Genomic DNA, 18,880 nt, shown 5'->3' with positions numbered 1-18,880 from the left:
TGGAAACCGTCTTTGAAGCGCAAAGGTTACACAGAAAGTTCAACGATAGCGTTGAAGGCATGGACATCAAGGACATCGCCTGGCCGGTGGACGGCGCGGGTGTTTCGGCGTTCCTGCGGTCGCTTCCCGCCGAGCCGCTGCTGCTCGGTCTCGGCGAGGCGCGGCACTTCGTGGGGGAACTGGGCGAGGTGCGGAACGAGATCTTCCGGCACCTGGTCGAGAACGAGGGGTACCGGTCGTTCGCCATCGAGAGCGACTGTCTCAAGGGCCTGCTGGTGGACGACCACGTCACGACCGGCGCCGGCACGCTCGACGACGTCATGGAACGCGGCTTCAGCCACGATTTCGGCGCCTCGGCGGCCAACCGGGAGCTCGTCCGCTGGATGCGCGCCTACAACGAGGAGCATGACGAGAAACTGCGCTTCTTCGGGGTCGACGGCCCTCTGGAGTACTGGGCGGCGAGCCCGCGCGAGGCGCTCACCGGCCTGTACGACCTCCTCGACGGCCCGCTGCTCACGAGCGTGGTCACCAGGGAGACCCTCGACACGCTGCTGGGCCCGGACGAGCGATGGTCGGACGAGGCCACGGCCATGGATCCGTCGAAGTCGATCGGCCAGTCCGCCGACGCCCAGCGGCTCCGGGTGATCGCCGACGATCTGGCGGCCCTGCTCGACACGCAGTCCCCGCAGCTCGGCGCGCGGGACAGGGAACGGGCGGAGCTGTACGCGCGCACCGCCACCGGCCTGCTGCGCTACCACCACTGGATGGCCGACGCCTCCCCGGAACGGTGGACCCGGCTGTCGGCCCTGCGGGACGCGATGATGGCGGCCAACCTGCGGGCCGTCGCCCGGCGCGGCCCGGCCCTGGTCTTCTCCTCCAACCTCCACCTCCAGCGCGACCGGACGTCCATGCAGTTCGGCGACCAGCGGCTGGAGTGGTGGAGCGCGGGGGCCATCGCCGCCACCCGGCTGGGCGACCGGTACGCCTACCTGGCCTCGGCCTTCGGCACCACCGGCGACGTCACCCCGCCGCCGGACACCGTCGAGGGCATCCTGTCCGCGCTCCCGGGGGACCACTCGGTGATCGACGCCCGCCGCCTGGCCGACCTCGTCACGGACCCCGCGAAGCGCGTCTCGCACGACTTCGCCTACTTCCCGCTGGACCCGTCCCAGCTCGGCGCGATCGACGGCGTCGTCTTCCTCAAGAAGGTCGGCGGCTGGGGCTGACCGCCTGAGGCCGGACAGCACGATGGTCCCTCCCCGCAGGGAGGGACCATCAGGTCGACACGGATGGAAGGCGGGAGGACCTAGTAGGAGGTCTCCCAAGGCATCGCCATGTCATCCACCTCCGCGTACGGGTTGTCCGTGTCCATGTTCTCCATCTCGTCCTCGCGCTGAGGCTCGGAGAACTCGTCCATCGGACGGCCCATGTCCTGCTCGGTCCTCTCCTCGTGGATGGGAGCGCATCCCCACTTCGAGGTCTGCGTCATCCCGGGCGGGCACTGGCGACCGTGGTCGTACCTGTGGTCGACCTTGTGGTCGAACCTGTGGTCATGGCCGGGGTGGTGCGGCTTCTTCCCGGGCCGGCAGTGGTCGTTCTTCTTCCAGGGCCGGCACGGGCGGTGCGGCGGCTGCTGCTTCTGCGTCACCCGGATCCTGGCCGTCGCCGGTGCGGAGGTCAGGCCGTCCGCCCTGGCCACGGCCGTGTTGGTGATGGTGAAGTTGCAGCCCTTGCGGCAGTCCTTGCCGCCGCCGGGACGGCCCGGCACGACGAAGATACCCGTGCAGGTCGTGCTCTCGCCCGGCGCCAGAGTGGTGGCCCGGCAGACGATGTTCGTCACCCGGTTGTCGTCGATCCTGAGGTTCCGCACGGTCTCGTCGGAGGTGTTCCTGACGACGTAGCGGTAGGTGACGCGGTCCCCGGGCCGGTACGTGCGCGTGTCGTCGACGCTCTTGTCCAGCAGCAGCTTCCCGCGCTCGCCCACGACCTCGATCGTGGCCTCGGACGGCGGCGAGGACACCTCGACGTCCTCCACCATGCCCACCGCGGTGGCGGTGTTGGTGACCGAGCCGCGAGCCGCGTCCTCCTCGGTGACCGTGTACGTGCCCGTGCAGGTCGTGGCGTCGCCCGGGTCCAGGGTGGTGGTCTCGCAGGTGATGTCCGTCACCCGGTCGTCGTCGATCCGCAGGTCGGTCACGGTCTCGTCGAAGGTGTTCCGCACGAGGTAGCGGTAGGTGACGCGGTCCCCGGGACGGTAGGTGCGGGAGTCGTCGACGGTCTTCTCCAGCTCCAGCATCCCGCGCTCGTCCGTGACGCCGATGGTCACCTCGGACGGCGGTGAGGTGACCTCCGTCCCGTCCGCCCGGCCCGTCGCGACGGCGGTGTTGGTGACCGAGCCGCGCTCGGCGTCCTCCTCCGTGACCGTGTAGAAGCCGCGGCAGATGACCCGCTCGCCCACGTTCAAGGTGGTCCGCGGGCAGACGACCTCATCGACGACGTCGTCGTCCACCACCAGGTCGGTGATGTTCATGTTGCCGGTGTTGGTGACCACGTACTCGTAGGGCACCTCGGTGCCGACCGGCACCGGATCGGGCAGCTCGGCGTCGTCGTCGATGCGCTTGGTGAGCGTCAGCTCCGGACGCTCGGCCACCGGACGCACGACCACGTTCCGGACCAGGTGCACATCGGTGAACAGGCCGGTGGAAGCGGCGAAACCGAACTTGTACGTCTCCGGGACCGGCTGCGGCGCGGGCAGGGACAGCACTTCCTGCATCCCGTTGCCGTCGTTGAAGTCGATCGAAACGGTGATCTCAGGGTTCGGCGCCGGGGTGATCCGGACGTTGACCGTGCGCTTGGACTCCTCAAGCGCCTCCTGTGCCGCCCGCGGGTCGCTGGGCACGGACCGCGTGGGCCCCTGCAGGGTGCCCGGCAGCGTCGACGGCCACGGTCCCGTGGTGGTGAAGTTGCTGGTGGTGGCGGTCAGGAAGCAGTACCCGGCGGTGCCGTTCCCCGGGCCGCGCACCGTGACCATGTTCGGGCCCGGAGCCGGGACGCGGAACCCCGTGCCGGCCGGTGAGCGCTCGGCGCAGGTGCGGCCGCGCTGCTCCCAGTCCCCGAAGTAGTTGCCGAGGACGTCCAGCCCGACGCCGACGTAGCCCTGGTTGACCCCGGGCTCGAACGGGTTCGCCGGGTCGTCGTCGGGCAGCTTCTGGGCGTAGCCGAGGCTGCCGCCGAACGCGCCGGGGCGGTCCAGCGTGGCCTCCCCGTTGATCAGGAAGAAGGAGATGCCGTCGGCCGGCACCGCCGTGGTGTTGCCGTACTGCCACTGCTCGAACGTCACGTCCAGGCCCTCTTCGGCCGGGATCGGCGAGTTGTAGAGGGCGGCCGCCGTCTGGTCGAGATCGGCGCTGGTGAGCTGGAGGTAGCCGAACGGCGCTCCCCCGGTCGGCGGGACGGGACCCGCCGCGTTGGCGGGACAACCTCCGAGCGGATGGTCGCCCGGCCCGGCGGGCGGGGCCGCCGGCGCGCCCGTCAGACAGGCCGATCCCACACCGATGAACTCGGGAATCGCGGTGGCTCCGGTGAAGTCCTCCTCGACCAGCGGCACCGGTTGCGCGGCCGCGGGCTGGGCGGGCTGGAGCGCGACCGATACCGCGCTCAGAAGGAGCATTGTGGAAACGGCCGCACGTCTTGGGCCAGATGAGCTGGTTACCGGCCCCGTAGGGCCAGATCGTATCTTCACGAATACCGAAGGTAGCCATGCGCACTTGTGAACAGCCCGATTGACATAGCAAACGATCTCCCACGAATGAGACCTTCCCTCTTTACGGGAACTTCGGGTTTCGCCATCAGCGCGGCCATTTCTGGAGGAACTTCAACATTCACCCCGTTCATTTCGCCGCGAATACGGTTTTATGGGTTACGGGCGCTTTTTCGGCTTACAGTTCTTTTGTGGGCCGGGGGTGCGAGAGGATGCGGGGCCATGGCCGAGCGTTCGCGGGGGGTGCGCGCGGCGGTCGTGGTGCTGGTCGGCGTCGCCGTCCTGTCCGCCGTGGGATGGCCGGGGGAGGTCGTCACGGTGACGGCCGGTCCTGTGGCGGGGCCCTGGAGGCCGCCGGGGCGTGGCACGCCGTCCATCGACGTCCTGGGTGACGTCCCGTCCGGCGCCGAGTTGTTCGGTGACGTCGCGGTGAGCGTGAGCCGCCGGGGGGTGGCCGCCGTACGGGTCGGCGGCGGTGGGCGGTGGACGTACCAGCGGTTGTGGGGCGACGACCTCGTGGACTGGGTCCGGGTCGACGACCGGCGCGGGGCGGCCGTCTGGCGCGACGGCCGGGTCACCCTCGTCGACGTGCCGACCGGCCGCGTCGTCTGGCGGGCGGACCTGCCCGCCGGGCCGTTCGCCGCGGCCGGCCGGACCCTCGACGGCGAGTGGCGGTCGATGTGGACGCTGTCCGTCGCCCGGCCCGGCATGCTGGTGATCCTGCACGCCTACCGCGTCGCCGACGGCGGCCTCGCCTGGCGCCGGCCGCTGGAACGTCCGGCCGGGACGTCGCAGGACGTGCTGACGGACGGGCGGGTCGTCTACGCCGCGGCCGACGAGCGGACCGTGCTCGCACTCGACGCCCGGACCGGGCGGTCATCGACCGGCGCGGCTTCGACGACCGGATCGACCTGCGCTCGATGCGGTCCGACCTGGTCGTGGTCACGGTGGGCGCCGGCAGGGATCGGGTGCTCGCCTGACGGCGATGCCGGTCCAGCCTCCTGGCTTCCACCAGCCGGTTTTGACAATAGGTGCCGACCTACGTCTCCGTCACCTACATCCGCGCGAGCGCCGAGCAGGTCTGGCGGGCCCTGACGGACGCGGACCTGACGGCGCGCTACTGGGCGCACGCCAACGTCTCGGACTGGCAGCCGGGCTCGACCTGGGAGCACCGCATCGTCCGGCTCACCGTGACCCACGAGAACCTGCCCAACCAGGCGACGCGCGACGGGATCGCGCAGGGATGGCCGGCCGTCCTGGCCAACCTCAAGTCGCTGCTCGAAACCGGCGAGGTCCTTCCTCAGGCGCCGTGGGAGATGCACCGGGCGCACGCCTGAGGGAAGCCGGGACCCCGGGTCAGCGCGGCTGGTTCGGTGGTTCCGGGCGTTCGGTGCGGGTGGGGTCGCCGCGTACGAGCTCGTCGTGGACGCGCCAGCGGGCAGTGGTGACGGCGCGCTCGGCCGCCTGGTCGCCGTGTTCCAGACGTTCCCGCAGCAGCCGCATGGCGATGCGGCGGTTCAGGCTGAACTGCCGTTCGGTGTCGACCACGACGACGGTCCCGGTGGGCCGGTGGGTCGCCCGTACGGCGGTGCTGGCCTTGTTGCGGTGCTGGCCGCCGGGGCCGCCGGTGCGGCAGGCGACGACGTCGACATCGGCTTCGGCGAACGTCGTCCGGGGGGTGTCGACCTGGCACGGATGGGCGATGACGTACCAGTTCTTCCGGCCGGTGGCGGTCCGGTAGGGGCTGGGGGCCTGCCAGCACAGGGTTCCGGTCCAGGAGGCGGCGAACGTCTCGGAGTCGTCACCGTCGATCTGGACGAGGACCGACCGGTAGGTGCCGGGCCGGTCGCCGGGGACGGTGTGCGCCCGGCGGGTTTCCAGGCCCTGCCGGGCGGCGTCGCGTTCCAGGCGGTGCAGCAGCTGGGCCAGCGCCCAGGCGCACTCCTGCGGGCCGCGCCCGGCCGACAGGAGCAGGTGGACGCTCACGTCCGGCCCCTCCCGCGCCGCCGGTTCCTCTGGGCCGCCGGCCCGAGGTCGGCCGTCTTGTAGGTGACCAGGGGGATCGTGGTGGCCACGGGCGTGGCCAGGTCGTGGGCGACGAGGTCGGCGATCACCTGCTCGATGCGCTTGTAGGCCGTCGGCGCCTCCTCGAAGAGGAGCTGGCGGTCGCCGCACACCACCAGCGACCCGACCGGGGTGCGGCGCAGCTCTTCGACCGTGTGCTTGGCCCGGCCGCGGCGAAGGGCGTCCGCGCGGGACATCTTGCGGCCCGCGCCGTGGGCGACGGAGTGGCCGGCGTCCGGCCCGGCGTGGGCGGCCACGAGGTAGGACGGGGTGCCGCGGGTGCCGGCGATGAGCACGTCGCGGCCGTCGCCCGGCGCCGCTCCCTTGCGGTGCAGGTAGCTCCCGTCGCGGCGCTCGACCAGGTTGTGGCACTGGTCGAGGATCGGCTCGGCGGCCTCGAACCCCAGCGCGTGGGCGACCCGGGCGGCCAGCAGCCGCCGGTTGAGCGCGCCCCACCGTACGGCCTCGTCGTGCATGGCCAGGTAGGCGTCGGGATCGGGGGCGGGGCCCGCGCCGTGGACGGCGGTGTGCTCGCGCAGGATGCGTTCGCCCAGCCCTCGGGAGCCGCTGTGGACGACGAGGACCAGGTCGCCGGCGTCGACGCCGAGGCGGGCGGCGTGGTCGGGCGCGAGGACGGTTCCGACCCTGGCCAGCTCGACGAAGTGGTTGCCCCGGCCGACCGTGCCGAGCCCCTCGGCGTGACCGGCGGGGATGTCGTCCTTCATGACGGCCCAGGCGGGATCGTCGGCATCTCGCTCAGGGTCCAGCGGCCGGTCGAGGTCGGGGAACCGGGCGGCGAGCTTCTCGGGTACGGCGCGCTTGAGCCTGACGGGGAACACGGCGATCCCGCAGCCGATGTCGGAGCCCACCAGGAACGGGTACAGGACGGCCGACGTCATGGCGGCGCCGATGGGCGCGCCCTTGCCGGGGTGCAGGTCCGGCATGGCGGCGACGTGCGTCATGCCGTCGAGGGCGGCCACCTGGTGGCACTGCGCGACGGCGTCGGACTCGATCCAGCTGGTGGGGGAGGCGAACACGGTGACGGTGGCCGAAGTGTGTCGCTGAGACAAGGACGCTCTCTTCGCTGAAAAAGGGTATGGGCGGGCGGCATCTCGAAGCGGCGGGGTGCTGTCGTCAGAGCCTCATGGAGCTCACGATCTCGGAGCGCCACCCTGCCGGGCAAACGATTTTCGCCCCGCACGCCCTACGGGAGGTCGAAGGGCGCGGGGGAGTGGCCGTCCCAGATCCGGAGTGAGGCATGTTCGGGGTAGGGCACGGTCTCCGACTCGGCGTCCAGGACGCGGGTGAGCCGCCGGTCGGGCCGGTAGACGGCCCATCCCGCGTCGCCGGTGGTGACGAAACGGACCCAGGCCTCCCTGAGCTCGTGGGCGAGCGCGACGGCCTCGGGGCCGGGCTCGTCGCCGATGAGCTGCGCACCGACGGGACTGTCCAATGTGCCGAACGCCAGGGGCACGTCGAGGCTGTGGCAGGCGCCCAGGGTGCCGCCGAGGGCCGGGGCGGGCCAGCGCAGTTCGAACAGGTACGAAGTGCCCCCGGCCGCGGCGTTCGCCTCGGCCAGCTTCTGCGACGGCATGCGGAACAGGGCGTCGGAGTACACCGTCTCCACCAGCTCCTCCGGCCCGGCCTGCGGGAACGCGGCCCGGTACGCCTCCGCCCCGCGCGGACGGGGAGCGAGCAGTTCCAGGGCCGTGCGGGCGTCGTGGTCGGTGAAGGTGCCCCGGCGTCCGCTCATGACGCTGAACAGCCGGAACTCGTCCCTGGTGTGGCCGACGAGCAGCTCGATCCCGCTCGCGCGTCCGCCGGTCAGCGCGGACCAGGGCGTCTCGGGCAGCACCTCGCCGTCGACGACGGGACACAGGGCGGTGCCGGTCGCCGTGAGCCGTCCCCAGCTCTCCCGGTGCGCGTGGAGGCCGGCGTTGAAGGAGGTGAGCTCGGCGGCCAGCCGCCAGGGGTCGATGTCGCGCAGGGCCGCGGCGGTGGGTGCCGTCGCGCCGAGCCGGTCCGCGAGCGCGGCGGTGACCTGCCGGGCCAGCGCGGGGGTGCTGTGCAGCCCCGGCACCGAGTGGGTGATGGCCCGCCGGAACAGGTCGCGCGCCGACTTCATCGTCAGGAGGGCGGCGACCGACCCCGCCCCGGCGGACTGCCCGGCCACGGTGACCTGGCCGGGATCGCCGCCGAACGCGGCGATGTTCCGCCGCACCCACTCCAGCGCCGCGATCTGGTCGAGGAAGCCGCGGTTGGGTGGCGCGTCGTCGAGGAACGCGAAACCCTCGGCGCCCACGCGGCAGTTGACGGTCACCACGACGAGCCCCGCCTCGGCCGGCACCGCCGGGTCGTACATCGGGTCGCTCGACGCCGCCGAGACGTAGCCGCCCACGGGCAGCCACACCAGCACCGGCAGTCCGGCCGCCCCCGGATCCGGGGTGCCGACGTTGAGCGTCAGCCAGTCCGTGCCCTGCGGCGGGCCCACGTCGACCGGCAGGGACAGCGGTACCGCCGGGCCGAACTCTGTCGCCTGCCTCGTTCCGTCCCAGCGCGGCGGCGGGGCGGGCGCGGCGAAGCGCAGCGCTCCGACCGGGGGCAGGGCATAGGGGATGCCGCGGAACACCGCGTGCCCCCGCCGCCGGCGTCCCTGCACCACACCTTCCGCGGTCCGCACCTTCGGCTCTTCACGCACGACGCCTCCCTTCTCGGACAGTTGTAAGTCAACTGTATTATGTCAATCGTATGGGAAAGATGTCGAGGGAGAGGTCCGCAGATGCCGAAACAGGTGGATCACCGCGAACGCCGCGAAGCGATCGCCCGTGCGTTGTGGCGGGTGGTGGAGCGGCGCGGCGTCACGCACCTGACGACGCGGGTGGTGGCGCAGGAGGCGGGCATGTCCCTCGGGCAGTTGCAGCACTACTTCGCCACCCGGGCCGCCATGCTCGCCTTCGCCGTGGACTTCGCCGCCGAACAGACCTCGCTGCGCGTCGAGCAGGGCCTGCGAGAGCTCGGCGACCGTCCGCACCCCCGCGACGTGCTCCGGCTGACGCTCGCCGAGATGCTCCCCCTGCACGCCGACGCCCGTGCGACCAGCCGGATGAGCGCCGCCTACGTCCTGGAGGCGCTGCACGACGAGGCCGTCCACGAGCAGGCGCGCCGTGGCCTCGTCCGCGGACGGGCCCTCGTCGAGCAACTGGTCCGCCGAGCGATCGCCGACGGGCACATCCACTCCGACCGCGACCCGGCGACCGAGACCAACCTGCTCCTCGCCCTCACCGGCCTCACCCCCCTGATCGAACTGGACGTGATCGAGCCCCAGGACGCCCTCACCGCGATCGACCTGCACCTGGACCGGCTCTTCAGCTCATGACCTCGGGGTGGGCAGCGCGTCGCTGAGGGACGTGAGCAGGAGGTGGCGCTGGAGCAGGGTGAGCTCGCCGACGCTGGTGCCGGGATCGATCCCGGCCTGCCGCAGGGTCCGGGTGATCTGGTCGGACGTGTGCTCGGGCAGGGCGCGCAGCAGGGTGGTGGCGTCGGCGGCGATGGTGATGGCGTCCCTGCGCGCCAGGAGTTGTTCGAGGGTGAGTTGCCTGGCGGTGACGGCGGCGCGTAGCTGGGCCTCGGACAGCTGCCGAGGCGCCGCGGCGGACGAGGATGCCGGGCCGGCGCCGCGACCGGTGGCGACCGGCGAGGAGGAGTGCGGCGGACCGTCGGCCAGCAGCGTTTGGGTGGCGACCAGCAGGCCGCCGATGGCGGCCACGGCGGAGGCGGCGACGACGAGGTGACGGCGGGTCAGGCGGCGGCTGTCACGGGCGATGGTGAGCCCGATGACGCCGGTGCGCAGCAGCACGCCGGTGACCATGCCGAGCAGGATCGGCACGCTCTGGGCGGGCAGCGGCGCCACCGTCGCCAGCACGACGCCGGCGGCCGGGGCCAGGCAGGACAGGGCCAGCCAGGGCGCGGCCGGTCTGCGTGCCAGGTCGAGCATGGCGGTCAGGGCGAGCCCCTCGCTGGCCGAGTGGATCACCAGGGCGGCCACCACGACGGCCGAGGCGGCCAGCGCCAGGGTGGCGCCCTCGATCATGCGGTGCAGGGACAGCGCGGCGGCGGTGCCCACGCCGCCGTAGACGGCGGCGCTGACCGCCTGCTTGACCCGGCGGTGCAGGCCGGGCGCGTGCCGCCCGCCACCGGCCTTGTCGCCGTGACCGTGCCCGCAGCCCTTACGGGTGAAGAAGGTGATGACCAGGAAGCCGAACGCGCCGGCCAGCCCCACCACCCACAGCGGCACACCGGTGGCGTCGGCCTCGTGCCAGGCGTCGGGCAGCAGGTCGACCAGGGCGGTGATGAGCATCAGCGCCGACGCGACGGCCAGCCAGACGCTGATCGTGGCGTTCTTGCGGCGCGCCAGGGAGGCGCCGACCAGCGTGGACAGCGTCACCAGGACCACGGCGGCCCACGTCGTCCAGGCCGGCAGGGCGGTGTCGATGGGGGTGTCTGCCACATTCAGCTCGAACAGGGTCAGGACGTGCGGGGGCGGTGACAGCGGCGTCGATCCCCCGAGCGGCACGGACATGACACGGCCTTTCCGGCGTGGGTGCGGGACTGGTGAGCGGTCGTCGCGTGGTGACACCGCGACGACGGACGGGACAGGCCGTTCGTCAGTGACCGGCGGCCGGGTCGCGGGGGGAGGGGAGCAGGCGTTCGGGGAACGGCCGCGGCGATGCGGCCTCGTGGGCGCCGTGGCTGGGCGGAGGGCCGTGCGTGTCCAGGTCGGCCAGCGCGGCGCGCAGGTGACCGAGCTGGGTGTGCAGGTTGTGCTGGAGGTTCCGGCCCTGCTCGGTGATGGCGCGTTCGAGCCGGCCGAGCTGGTCGTCGAGAGCCTGGCGGGTGGCGTGGGTCAGCGCGTCGGCGGCCGACGCGGCCTCGCGGCGCAGCCGTTCGGCGTCGGCGTGGGCCTCGGCGAGGATCCGGCGGGCTTCCTGCTGGGCGGACTCAAGGGCTTCCTGGGCGCTGCGGTGTGCCGCCGCGAGCACGCCGGCCTCGGTGGGCGTGTTCGCGGGAGGGGCGGCGCCGAGGCGTTCGCGCAGTTGGGCGTTGTCCTGCCAGAGCAGGCTGAGTGTGGTCTCCACCTGGGCCAGGAAGGCGTCCACCTCGGCCAGGTCGTAGCCGGAGCGCAGGCGGACGACGGTGAAGACCTGGTGGTGCACCGCGGAGGAGGTCAGCAGGGCGAGCCGCCCGGCCGGGCCTGTTTGGAACGGGGGAGAGGTGGCGCCGTCCTGGGCGGCGTGGCTGTGCGGGAGGTGGGGGCCATGGTCGTGGCCGCTCTCGTGGTCGTGGTCTTCGTGCTCGGCGTGCATGAGGAACTGATCCAGCCTTTCACCGTCGTCTCGATGTCGTGACTCGGCGGGGCGCGGGGCGCTCCGGCGTCGCCCATGGACGAGCCGGAGCGGGATCGGCCGCGCGAGCGGGGGGTGACGGCCTGACCGCCGAGGTGCGGGCCGCCGTGTCGGGCTAGGGCGCGGTCGGGTCGTGATCGTCGTGGCAGTGTCCGGCGCCGCAGTCCGGGTCCTGCCCGGTCGCCGCGGTGTGGTCGTCGGCGCAGCCGGTCTCGCCGCCGGAGGCGTGGTCGTGGCCGCTCTCGTGGTGATGGTGGTGGTGCGGGTGGTCGTGGGGCTCGGTCACCGGTGTTCCTTTCGCTCGGTGGTTCCACGTCTGACGCGGGAGGCCAGGGCAGGGCGGCGGGACACGGAGGCGGGGGGTGTCACCTGGTGGAGGTGGTCTTGCGCAGGTAACCGTTCCAGGCCCAGCCGTGTGCGCCGGTGGACGTGGTGACCTGGAGCCAGCCGCGCCTGCCGGCGCACGCCCCGGTGACGGCACGGCCGTTGGGGCGCAGCACGGCGATCGGGCGGTGACCGAGGCCGCGCCGATGCCCAGCCCCAGGCCCCGGTCGGCGTGGCGACCTGCAGCCAGCCGCTGGTGATCATCAGGATCGCGGCGGCGGGGGTGTGGACGGTTCTCATGTGGCGAGCCCTTCCTGTGCGTGTGGCTGCACCGGTGCGGGGGAACCTGTAGAGCGCGACCAGGTCCTCGGGCTCCGGACCGGCGAACTTCTACGGTGTGTAGTTGACGCATTACCGAAAGTTTAAACATCTGATCAGATGTTCATGAGTAAAGCCTGTTTTCGGCGATCATCCGTCGCGGGCTCTTGACCTCCGGGGCTACAGCGGCAAGCATCTGTACATATGAACACCCAGTCAGATGTAGCGGATCATCAGGTCGCGCGGGTACGCCCGGCCTGCTCCCGGCCGTCGGCCGCCGACGTGCACAGCCGCCTGCGTCTGGCCATCACCCACGTCCCCCACCCTCCGAGGAGCTCCAGGCATGTCTGAGCACGGGCACGATCACGGGCACGGTCATGGGCACGGGCATGCGGTGAGCGCGGACGCCGACCGGCGCTACCTGCGCGGGGCGCTCGCGCTGATCGCCGGCTTCATGGCCGTGGAGGTGGTGGTCGGCGTGATCGCCGGTTCGCTGGCGCTGATCTCCGACGCCGGGCACATGCTCACCGACGCCATGGCGATCGTGCTGGCGCTGGTCGCGATGCGGATCGCGGCCCGGCCGCCGCGCGGCGGCTTCACCTACGGCCTGAAGCGCGCCGAGATCATCTCCGCCCAGGTCAACGGCATCACCCTGCTGCTGCTCGCGGCGTACTTCACCTTCGAGGGCGTCCGCCGCCTGATCGTGCCGCCCGAGGTCGAGGGCCTGTTCGTGGTGGTGACCGGGCTGGCCGGCATCGCCGTGAACGTGGCCGCCACCTGGCTGCTGTCGAAGGCCAACCGCTCCAGCCTCAACGTCGAAGGCGCCTTCCAGCACATCCTCAACGACCTGTACGCCTTCATCGCCACCACCCTCGCCGGCCTGGTCGTCTGGCTGACCGGCTGGTACCGCGCCGACGCCATCGCCGCCCTCGTGGTCGCCGCCCTGATGCTGAAGGCCGGCTGGGGCCTGGTCCGCGACGCGGGAAGGGTGTTCATGGAGGCCGCCCCCGCGCGGCTGGACCCGGCCGAGGTGGGCCGCCAGATCGCCGCGATCGACACCGTGGTCGAGGTGCATGACCTGCACATCTGGGAGGTCACGTCCGGCTATCCCGCGCTGTCGGCACACGTGCTGGTCGTTCCCGGGGCCGACTGCCACGCCGCCCGCCTGGCCGTCGAACGGCTGCTGCGCGAACGCCACGACATCGAGCACACCACGCTTCAGGTCGACCACGCCATGCCCGGCGGCCACGCCTTCGACGAGGACGGCGGCCTGCGACGCCTGACGCCGCACTGTCCCGACCCGCACGGCCCCACCCATCACGCCCCGCGGCCCGACGCCGCCACGGTCGCGGCCACCGCCTCCGCGCCCACCGCCGCCCCCGTCCGCGCCGCTGCCGACGAGCCGGCCGCGAACTGGGCCGCCACCTGCCACGACGGCGACCAGGGCGCGTGATCTGTCGCGCGCGGCTCGCCACCGGCGATGGGGTCCCTCGCGGAACCTGCCGGCGTCCGCCCGTACCCGTGGGCGGGGCGATCCGATGACTCCTCGGCCGTCCCGTCGCGAGGCGCTGCGTTCGGGGGCGATCGCCACGCTGGTCGCCGCGATGAATCTCGCACCGGCCAGGACGCCCGCCGCCCTGGCGCTCCCGTCGGCGGCCGACTCGCGTAGCCTCGCCTCGACCGGCCGGATCCTGCTGCGGGACGGGCGGCTGCTGCACGGCACCGTCCTGCAGTCCTTCGCCTTCGACGAACGCAACGGTCACCTGTACGCCCTCCAGCTCATGCAGGGCGGCGTCCGCCTGGACGGAGAACGCCGCCCCCGCACCCACGCCGAACGCGCCCGGCGCGGCGACCTGTGCCTCAACCGCCTGTCCCTGGACGGCACCCTCACCGGCGCGATGTACCTGCTGGGTTTCGGCCACGGCGGCGCCCTGGGCGTTCAACGGACCGCGGGCCCCGACACTGTGGTGTGGACCGAATGGGACGCCAGCCCGGCCTCCGGCTACGGCCGCGGCATCTGCCGCTTCTCCTTCGTCGACGGCGCCGTGCTGACCCCCGGCAGCCGGTTCCTGACCACCTGCCGGCCGCTGCCCGGCTCGACCAGCAACGCCCCCACCCTCGATCCCGACTCCGGCCGGTTGCTGCTGCGCTACAAGCTCGCCGGCGAGCCGCGCCTCCGGCTCCTGGACCTGCGCCGCCTGGCCTCCGGCGACCTCCGCCCGCTCGCCGACCTCCCGCAGCCCGGCGCCGCCCTCGGGCTGCCGTTCCAGGGCATGGCCCTGCGCGCCGACCACGCCTACCAGCTGCTCGGCAGCGCCTACGGCCCCGCCAACCCCGTCTCCTCGCCGGGGAACATCCGCCTCTACCGCATCCACCTGCCCAGCGGGAAGGTGGAGCAGCAGATCCTGGACCGCACGGCCAGGAACCTCGTCCCCCGCGAACCCGAAGGGCTCGCCGTCCTCGCGTCGTCCGGCGCCGGGCCGCTGCTGTGCATGGGCCTGACCCAAGGCCCCACAGGGGACAAGTCCTTCTCCCTCTACGCGCGGCCCTTCGGATGAGCCGCGGCGCGCCCTGCCTGCACGTCACCGTCCTGCCGACGCCCCGTGTGGCGGGGGTCACGGTAGCCTCTTTCCGGTTGGAGCCCGCAAGGAGGGTCAGGATGCAGCTCGGCAACCTTGAACGCTCGATCATGGAAGCCCTGTGGCGGCATCCTGAGGGCATGTTCGCCCACGACCTCGCGGCCGGTCTGCCCTCCGGTCCCGCCGTCACGACGGTGCTGACCGTGCTGATGCGCCTGGCGAACAAGGGCATGGTGGCCCGCGAGCGCGTCGGGCGGGCCCATCTCTACAAGGCGACCGCGGGCAAGGACGCCTTCGTCGCCGAGGCCATGCGCGCGGCGCTGGAGGAGGCCGGCGACGTGGTGGCGGCGGTGCAGCGGTTCGTCGGCACGGTGACGCCCGAGGTGGCCGCGGCGCTGCGCGAGGCGCTGGACGAGGAGATCGGAACGGCTCGGTGATCGGCTGGCTCGCCGCCGCCGGGGTGGCGTTGCTCCCGGTGACGCTGGGCGATCGCGCCGCCCGCGCCCTTGCCCGGGCGGCCTGGGCCGTGCGCTGCCCCCGTGCGGCGCTCGCGCTGTGGCAGGCACTCGGGGTCGGGGCGGGGCTCGGCGCGGTCGCCCTCGGGCTGGTGGCCGCGGTCGCGCCGCTGGCGGCCGTGTTCCCGCACGGGATGCACACGCTGGCCCGCCAGATCCTCGGCGGGCACGGGCTCGACGGCCTCGGGCCCGTGCACGTCCTGGCCCTGGCCTGGTCGGCGGGGCTGCTGGGCTGGCTGTCCGTCCACACGGCGCGCGTCCTGGCCGGGACGATCCGGCAGCAGCGGCGGCAGCGCCTGCTGGTCGACGTCGTGGCCGAGCATCTGCCGGCCTACGACGCCTATGTGCTGCCGGTGGCCGGGCGCGTGGCCTACTGCGTACCTGGCAGGCGCCGGCGGATCGTGCTGAGCCAGGGGGCCTTGGACGCGCTGACGCCGGTGGAGCTGGAGGCCGTCCTGCGGCACGAGCAGGCGCACGCCCGCGGCCGCCATGACCTCGCCCTGCTGCCTTTCGTGGCGTTGTCGCACGCGTTCTCGTGGCTGCCCGCCGTGCGGACCGGGCAGCGGGCGGTGACCGTGCTGCTGGAGATGATCGCCGACGATCACGCCTGTCGCGCGCACGGCGAGCTGCCGCTGGCGCGGGCCCTGGTGCGTATGGCGGCCGTCGGGCAGGAGCCGGGCACGGCCGCCACGTTCGCGCTGGCCGACGCCGGTGTGGTGGAGCGGTTGCAGCGCCTGCTCCATGGGCGCGGCGAACCGGGCTGGGTCCCGGTGGTGGCCTACGCGGCGGCCGTCCTGCAACTGGGCGGGCCCCTGGCCGTGCTGATCGCCCCCTTGGTGTGCGTCACGGTCTGACCGGATGCCCGGCGGGCGGCGACGCCGTACACTCCCATTAGTTTCTACGTTCCGTAGAAGCAGGACACCTGGCTGTGCGAGGAGCGGCGCAAGGCCGAGAAGCTCATTGCCACGATCACCGCACGGGGACGTCGGCTTACGGCATTCATATTCTACGTACTGTAGAAGTTCTACGTATGGTAGAAGAACGTCGTCGGAGGTAGGCGGATGGGCAAGAACGCCGAAGGCACGCTTAAGGGGCGGCTTTCCGCGCTGCAGGCCGAGCAGCGGCGCGCGGAGCGCCGGCGCCGGGTCGTCATGATCAGTGTCTCGGTGGTCGTCGCCGGCGGGCTGGCCGTGGCGGCCACGGCCTTCGTCCAGGCCGACCGGGCCGGCCGGTCGCTGGACGCGGTCCAGACGATCAACGTGAGCGCCCGGAACCACACCGACAAGGCCGTCAGCTATCCGCAGGCCCCGCCGGTCGGCGGCGACCACGCGCCGGAGTGGCAGAACTGCGGCATCTACACCAAGCCGCTGCGCAACGAGAACGTCGTCCACAGCCAGGAGCACGGAGCCGTCTGGGTCGCCTTCCGGCCGGGGCTGTCCAAGGAGCAACTGGACATCCTGCTCAAGCAGGCCCAGGGACGTGACTTCGTCGTGCTGTCGCCGTACACGGGCCTGTCGGCGCCGGTCGTGCTCAGCTCCTGGGGCAAGCAGCTCAAGCTCGACAGCGCCGACGACCCGCGGCTGACGGCGTTCCTGCGCGCCAACATCAACGGCCCCGGGACGCCCGAGCCGGGCGCGTCCTGCAGCGGCGGGGTCGGGGAGCCGTCGGTATGAGGTTCCCGCCCCTCCTGCGGCGGCGCGGGGTCCTGGTGGCGGTGACCGTCGTGCTGACGCTCGCGCTGTCCGGGCTCGGGTTCCGCCTCTGGTACGCGGGCCCGCCCGGGGACGCGTCGCTGGAGGCCGGCTTCGCCCGGGACATGCAGGCCCATCACGCCCAGGCGGTGCAGATGGCACTGATCATCCGCGACCGGACCACAGACCGCCAGGTCAGGACGCTCGCCTACGACATCGCGACCACCCAGCAGCAGCAGATCGGGCAGATGTACGCCTGGCTGGACATGTGGGGCCTGCCGCAGGCATCGCTGGAGCCCCGCATGGCCTGGATGCGGCAGGGCCACCAGAACATGCCCGGCATGGGACAGCGGACCGCCCAGATGCCCGCCCAGATGCCCGGCATGGCCACGCGGGAGCAGCTCAAGCAGCTGGAACAGGCGAGCGGCAAGGAGGCGGAGACCCTCTTCCTGCGCCTGATGATCCCGCATCACCAGGGCGGCGTGCAGATGGCCCAGGCGGCGCAGGGGAGCGGCCAGCCGCAGGTGAAGCGGATGGCGAGCTCGATCCTGGCCGCCCAGCAGGCGGAGATCGAGCTGATGCGCGGCATGCTCGCCGCCCGCGGCGCGGCCGAGACGTCGCCTCCGGCTGCCGGCTGAAGCATGTCGACGAACCTGCGCTTCCTCGGTGTGAACATCAAGGACGACAAGGCTCAGGCCCTGGCCTTCGAGCGCAACGCCGCCGCTGCTGGCTGTCCTACCCCTGGCTTTTCGGGCCGCTCAGAGCTCTGGCCATCCTGTCGAGCAGCTTCGCCCTGACCATCGTGCTGTGCCTGCCGCAGACCCGCGACCTCTTCAAGTGGGTGCTCGAACCCCGCCTGACCTGGCTCTGCCGGCGGCCGTCGAAGGAGACCCCGGCTACCAGCCGACCTCGTCGCAGCCGATGTGGCCGTCCGGCTCCACTTGAAGGGTCGCGTGTGCGACGCCATGACGGGTGCGCAGCAGGTCGCGGGCCTGATCGAGGACGGAGTGGTTGTCGCTCTGGTCGCCCGTGACGAGGTGGGCGGTGGCGACGTTCATGCCGGAGGTGAGCGTCCACAGATGCAGGTCGTGCACGTCGCGCACGCCCTCGATGGCCGCCAGGTCGGCCGCCACGGTGGCGGCGTCTATGCCCTCGGGCACGTGCTGGCCGAGCACCGCGAAGACCTGCCGTCCGAGCGAGATCGCGCGTACGGCGACGAACACGCCGATGGCCAGTGCGATGACCGTGTCCCAGAACACCTGGCCGGTCGCCGTGATCAGCCAGCCCGCCGCGATGACGCTGACCGAGCCGGCGGTGTCGGCCACCACCTCCAGGTAGGCGCCCTTGACGTTGAGGCTCTCGCTCGCGCCCGACCGCAGCAGGAAAAGGGCGATCAGGTTGACCACCAGACCGAGCGCGCCCACCACGAGCATCGGCCCGGAGGAGACCTCGGCCGGGCCGCCGATCCTGCCGATCGCCTCGGCGACCACGTAGACGGCGACGCCCAGCATCAGCACGACGGCCAGCAGGGAGGCGAACACCTCGGCCCGGTAGGAGCCGTAGCTGCGCCGGCCGGTGGTGTCGGGGCGGCCGGCGATCCTGGTGGCGACCAGGGCCGCGCCGAGGGTGACGACGTCGGCGGCCATGTGCCCGGCGTCCGACATCAGGGCCAGCGACCCGGAGATCAGGCCGTAGGCCAGCTCGACCAGGAAGAACCCGCCGATCAGGACGAAGGAGACCGCCAGCCGCCAGCGGTGGCGGGCGCCGGCGTGCCCGTGCCCGTGACCCGTGCCCATCAGTGCCCGCCCTCCCGTTCGGGGTGGATGGCCTCGGTGTGCTCGGTGTGGGCCAGCGCCAGGTCCAGCAGCATCCGTACGTGGGGGTCCTCAAGGCGGTAGTAGGCCATCCGGCCCGAGCGGCGGGCGGCCACGATGCGGTGGGCGCGCAGCAGGCGCAACGCGTGGGAGACCGCCGACTCGCTCTGCCCGGTCACCGCCGCCAGGTCGCACACGCACAGCTCGCCGTCCAGCAGGGCGACCAGCAGCTTCAGGCGGTTGGGGTCGGACAGCAGGCCGAAGACGTCTGCGGTGTCGGTCAGGTCCTCGGCGGCGGGCATGCGCTCGTGCACGGCCGCGACGCGGTCGGCGTCGACCACCTTGACGGTGCAGCCGTCCACCACCAACACATTCTCGCCTGAAGAACTGTTCATATGTGTATTCTGTCGCCT

At 72.4% G+C, this 18,880-nt stretch carries 20 protein-coding genes; 10 read left to right on the top strand and 10 right to left on the bottom strand.

Translation table 11 applies throughout. The features are described from left to right. The first annotated feature begins 59 nt into the window (after window positions 1–59). Window positions 60–1,226, top strand: coding sequence for an erythromycin esterase family protein (locus ABZ815_RS11050; RefSeq protein WP_357696411.1), 1,167 nt, complete (start codon window positions 60–62; stop codon window positions 1,224–1,226). A gap of 80 nt (window positions 1,227–1,306) precedes the next feature. Here the strand turns inward: ABZ815_RS11050 and ABZ815_RS11045 are convergent, their stop codons facing one another. Then, a complete protein-coding gene (locus tag ABZ815_RS11045; RefSeq protein ID WP_357696409.1) occupies window positions 1,307–3,670 on the bottom strand; it encodes a hypothetical protein in 2,364 nt (787 codons plus the stop codon). Between the two features lie 312 nt (window positions 3,671–3,982). Between ABZ815_RS11045 and ABZ815_RS11040 the strand changes: the two genes are divergently transcribed. After that, entirely contained in the window at window positions 3,983–4,855 is an 873-nt protein-coding gene (locus ABZ815_RS11040; RefSeq protein WP_357696407.1) for a PQQ-binding-like beta-propeller repeat protein, read from the top strand. Continuing rightward, window positions 4,792–5,097: an SRPBCC domain-containing protein gene (locus ABZ815_RS11035; protein ID WP_357696405.1), complete on the top strand. Its 306-nt coding sequence runs from the start codon at window positions 4,792–4,794 to the stop codon at window positions 5,095–5,097. Before ABZ815_RS11040 ends, ABZ815_RS11035 begins: the two co-directional genes overlap by 64 nt. A 19-nt stretch (window positions 5,098–5,116) precedes the next feature. Here the strand turns inward: ABZ815_RS11035 and prfH are convergent, their stop codons facing one another. The 3 genes from prfH to ABZ815_RS11020 all read right to left on the bottom strand — a co-directional run bounded on the left by prfH (window position 5,117) and on the right by ABZ815_RS11020 (window position 8,522). Beyond that, the gene (gene prfH / locus ABZ815_RS11030; protein ID WP_357696403.1) at window positions 5,117–5,746 is read right to left on the bottom strand and encodes a peptide chain release factor H; all 630 of its coding nucleotides are present in this window, start codon (window positions 5,744–5,746) and stop codon (window positions 5,117–5,119) included. Further along, complete coding sequence (locus tag ABZ815_RS11025) at window positions 5,743–6,894, bottom strand: RNA ligase RtcB family protein (protein WP_357696400.1); 1,152 nt, start codon at window positions 6,892–6,894, stop codon at window positions 5,743–5,745. The genes prfH and ABZ815_RS11025 overlap by 4 nt, the downstream gene beginning before the upstream one ends. A gap of 134 nt (window positions 6,895–7,028) precedes the next feature. Next, the gene (locus ABZ815_RS11020; protein ID WP_357696399.1) at window positions 7,029–8,522 is read right to left on the bottom strand and encodes a carboxylesterase family protein; all 1,494 of its coding nucleotides are present in this window, start codon (window positions 8,520–8,522) and stop codon (window positions 7,029–7,031) included. Between the two features lie 81 nt (window positions 8,523–8,603). Here ABZ815_RS11020 and ABZ815_RS11015 point away from each other — a divergent pair, with 81 nt between their 5' ends. After that, entirely contained in the window at window positions 8,604–9,200 is a 597-nt protein-coding gene (locus ABZ815_RS11015) for a TetR family transcriptional regulator C-terminal domain-containing protein (protein ID WP_357696398.1), read from the top strand. Here ABZ815_RS11015 and ABZ815_RS11010 read toward each other — a convergent pair. From ABZ815_RS11010 to ABZ815_RS10995, 4 genes are all read right to left on the bottom strand, one after another. Then, on the bottom strand, window positions 9,195–10,403 hold the full coding sequence (locus ABZ815_RS11010) for a hypothetical protein (RefSeq protein WP_357696396.1): 1,209 nt from the start codon (window positions 10,401–10,403) through the stop codon (window positions 9,195–9,197). The genes ABZ815_RS11015 and ABZ815_RS11010 overlap by 6 nt on opposite strands. A gap of 85 nt (window positions 10,404–10,488) precedes the next feature. Continuing rightward, complete coding sequence (locus tag ABZ815_RS11005) at window positions 10,489–11,187, bottom strand: DivIVA domain-containing protein (RefSeq protein ID WP_357696394.1); 699 nt, start codon at window positions 11,185–11,187, stop codon at window positions 10,489–10,491. 154 nt (window positions 11,188–11,341) lie between these two features. Beyond that, the gene (locus ABZ815_RS11000; protein ID WP_357696392.1) at window positions 11,342–11,512 is read right to left on the bottom strand and encodes a hypothetical protein; all 171 of its coding nucleotides are present in this window, start codon (window positions 11,510–11,512) and stop codon (window positions 11,342–11,344) included. Window positions 11,513–11,591: 79 nt separating this feature from the next. After that, window positions 11,592–11,726, bottom strand: coding sequence for a hypothetical protein (locus ABZ815_RS10995; RefSeq protein WP_357696390.1), 135 nt, complete (start codon window positions 11,724–11,726; stop codon window positions 11,592–11,594). Between the two features lie 485 nt (window positions 11,727–12,211). On the opposite strand from ABZ815_RS10995, the gene ABZ815_RS10990 reads away from it, so the two are divergent. From ABZ815_RS10990 to ABZ815_RS10965, 6 genes are all read left to right on the top strand, one after another. Further along, a complete protein-coding gene (locus ABZ815_RS10990) occupies window positions 12,212–13,321 on the top strand; it encodes a cation diffusion facilitator family transporter (protein WP_357696388.1) in 1,110 nt (369 codons plus the stop codon). A gap of 85 nt (window positions 13,322–13,406) precedes the next feature. Then, window positions 13,407–14,426 carry a hypothetical protein gene (locus ABZ815_RS10985; protein ID WP_357696386.1) on the top strand — a complete coding sequence of 340 codons (1,020 nt, stop codon included), beginning with the start codon at window positions 13,407–13,409 and terminating at the stop codon, window positions 14,424–14,426. Between the two features lie 101 nt (window positions 14,427–14,527). Beyond that, complete coding sequence (locus ABZ815_RS10980; protein WP_357696384.1) at window positions 14,528–14,884, top strand: BlaI/MecI/CopY family transcriptional regulator; 357 nt, start codon at window positions 14,528–14,530, stop codon at window positions 14,882–14,884. After that, window positions 14,881–15,816, top strand: a complete 936-nt coding sequence (locus tag ABZ815_RS10975; RefSeq protein ID WP_357696382.1) for a M56 family metallopeptidase — start codon at window positions 14,881–14,883, stop codon at window positions 15,814–15,816. Before ABZ815_RS10980 ends, ABZ815_RS10975 begins: the two co-directional genes overlap by 4 nt. A gap of 207 nt (window positions 15,817–16,023) precedes the next feature. Then, window positions 16,024–16,635: a DUF3105 domain-containing protein gene (locus ABZ815_RS10970; RefSeq protein ID WP_357696380.1), complete on the top strand. Its 612-nt coding sequence runs from the start codon at window positions 16,024–16,026 to the stop codon at window positions 16,633–16,635. Further along, a complete protein-coding gene (locus ABZ815_RS10965; protein WP_357696378.1) occupies window positions 16,632–17,291 on the top strand; it encodes a DUF305 domain-containing protein in 660 nt (219 codons plus the stop codon). Before ABZ815_RS10970 ends, ABZ815_RS10965 begins: the two co-directional genes overlap by 4 nt. 258 nt (window positions 17,292–17,549) lie before the next feature. Here ABZ815_RS10965 and ABZ815_RS10960 read toward each other — a convergent pair whose 3' ends face one another. Both ABZ815_RS10960 and ABZ815_RS10955 read right to left on the bottom strand, forming a co-directional pair. After that, window positions 17,550–18,449 carry a cation diffusion facilitator family transporter gene (locus ABZ815_RS10960; protein ID WP_357696376.1) on the bottom strand — a complete coding sequence of 300 codons (900 nt, stop codon included), beginning with the start codon at window positions 18,447–18,449 and terminating at the stop codon, window positions 17,550–17,552. Beyond that, window positions 18,449–18,862 carry a metalloregulator ArsR/SmtB family transcription factor gene (locus ABZ815_RS10955; protein WP_357696374.1) on the bottom strand — a complete coding sequence of 138 codons (414 nt, stop codon included), beginning with the start codon at window positions 18,860–18,862 and terminating at the stop codon, window positions 18,449–18,451. The genes ABZ815_RS10960 and ABZ815_RS10955 overlap by 1 nt, the downstream gene beginning before the upstream one ends. Between the last annotated feature and the right edge of the window lie 18 nt (window positions 18,863–18,880).

Origin of the sequence: Nonomuraea sp. NPDC047529, assembly GCF_040642995.1 — a bacterium.
Lineage (GTDB): Bacteria > Actinomycetota > Actinomycetes > Streptosporangiales > Streptosporangiaceae > Nonomuraea.
The sequence above is the reverse complement of the archived record's forward strand: the minus strand, read 5'-3'. Positions and strand labels throughout refer to the sequence as shown.

What these genes read in the sequence shown, in the direction of transcription:
- ABZ815_RS11050 (WP_357696411.1), top strand. Translation starts at nt 60, where the DNA reads ATGGACATCAAGGACATCGCCTGGCCGGTGGACGGCGCGGGTGTTTCG.
- ABZ815_RS11045 (WP_357696409.1), bottom strand. Translation starts at nt 3,670, where the DNA reads ATGCTCCTTCTGAGCGCGGTATCGGTCGCGCTCCAGCCCGCCCAGCCC.
- ABZ815_RS11040 (WP_357696407.1), top strand. Translation starts at nt 3,983, where the DNA reads ATGGCCGAGCGTTCGCGGGGGGTGCGCGCGGCGGTCGTGGTGCTGGTC.
- ABZ815_RS11015 (WP_357696398.1), top strand. Translation starts at nt 8,604, where the DNA reads ATGCCGAAACAGGTGGATCACCGCGAACGCCGCGAAGCGATCGCCCGT.
- ABZ815_RS11010 (WP_357696396.1), bottom strand. Translation starts at nt 10,403, where the DNA reads ATGTCCGTGCCGCTCGGGGGATCGACGCCGCTGTCACCGCCCCCGCAC.
- ABZ815_RS11005 (WP_357696394.1), bottom strand. Translation starts at nt 11,187, where the DNA reads ATGCACGCCGAGCACGAAGACCACGACCACGAGAGCGGCCACGACCAT.
- ABZ815_RS10990 (WP_357696388.1), top strand. Translation starts at nt 12,212, where the DNA reads ATGTCTGAGCACGGGCACGATCACGGGCACGGTCATGGGCACGGGCAT.
- ABZ815_RS10985 (WP_357696386.1), top strand. Translation starts at nt 13,407, where the DNA reads ATGACTCCTCGGCCGTCCCGTCGCGAGGCGCTGCGTTCGGGGGCGATC.
- ABZ815_RS10980 (WP_357696384.1), top strand. Translation starts at nt 14,528, where the DNA reads ATGCAGCTCGGCAACCTTGAACGCTCGATCATGGAAGCCCTGTGGCGG.
- ABZ815_RS10970 (WP_357696380.1), top strand. Translation starts at nt 16,024, where the DNA reads ATGGGCAAGAACGCCGAAGGCACGCTTAAGGGGCGGCTTTCCGCGCTG.
- ABZ815_RS10965 (WP_357696378.1), top strand. Translation starts at nt 16,632, where the DNA reads ATGAGGTTCCCGCCCCTCCTGCGGCGGCGCGGGGTCCTGGTGGCGGTG.
- ABZ815_RS10960 (WP_357696376.1), bottom strand. Translation starts at nt 18,449, where the DNA reads ATGGGCACGGGTCACGGGCACGGGCACGCCGGCGCCCGCCACCGCTGG.
- ABZ815_RS10955 (WP_357696374.1), bottom strand. Translation starts at nt 18,862, where the DNA reads ATGAACAGTTCTTCAGGCGAGAATGTGTTGGTGGTGGACGGCTGCACC.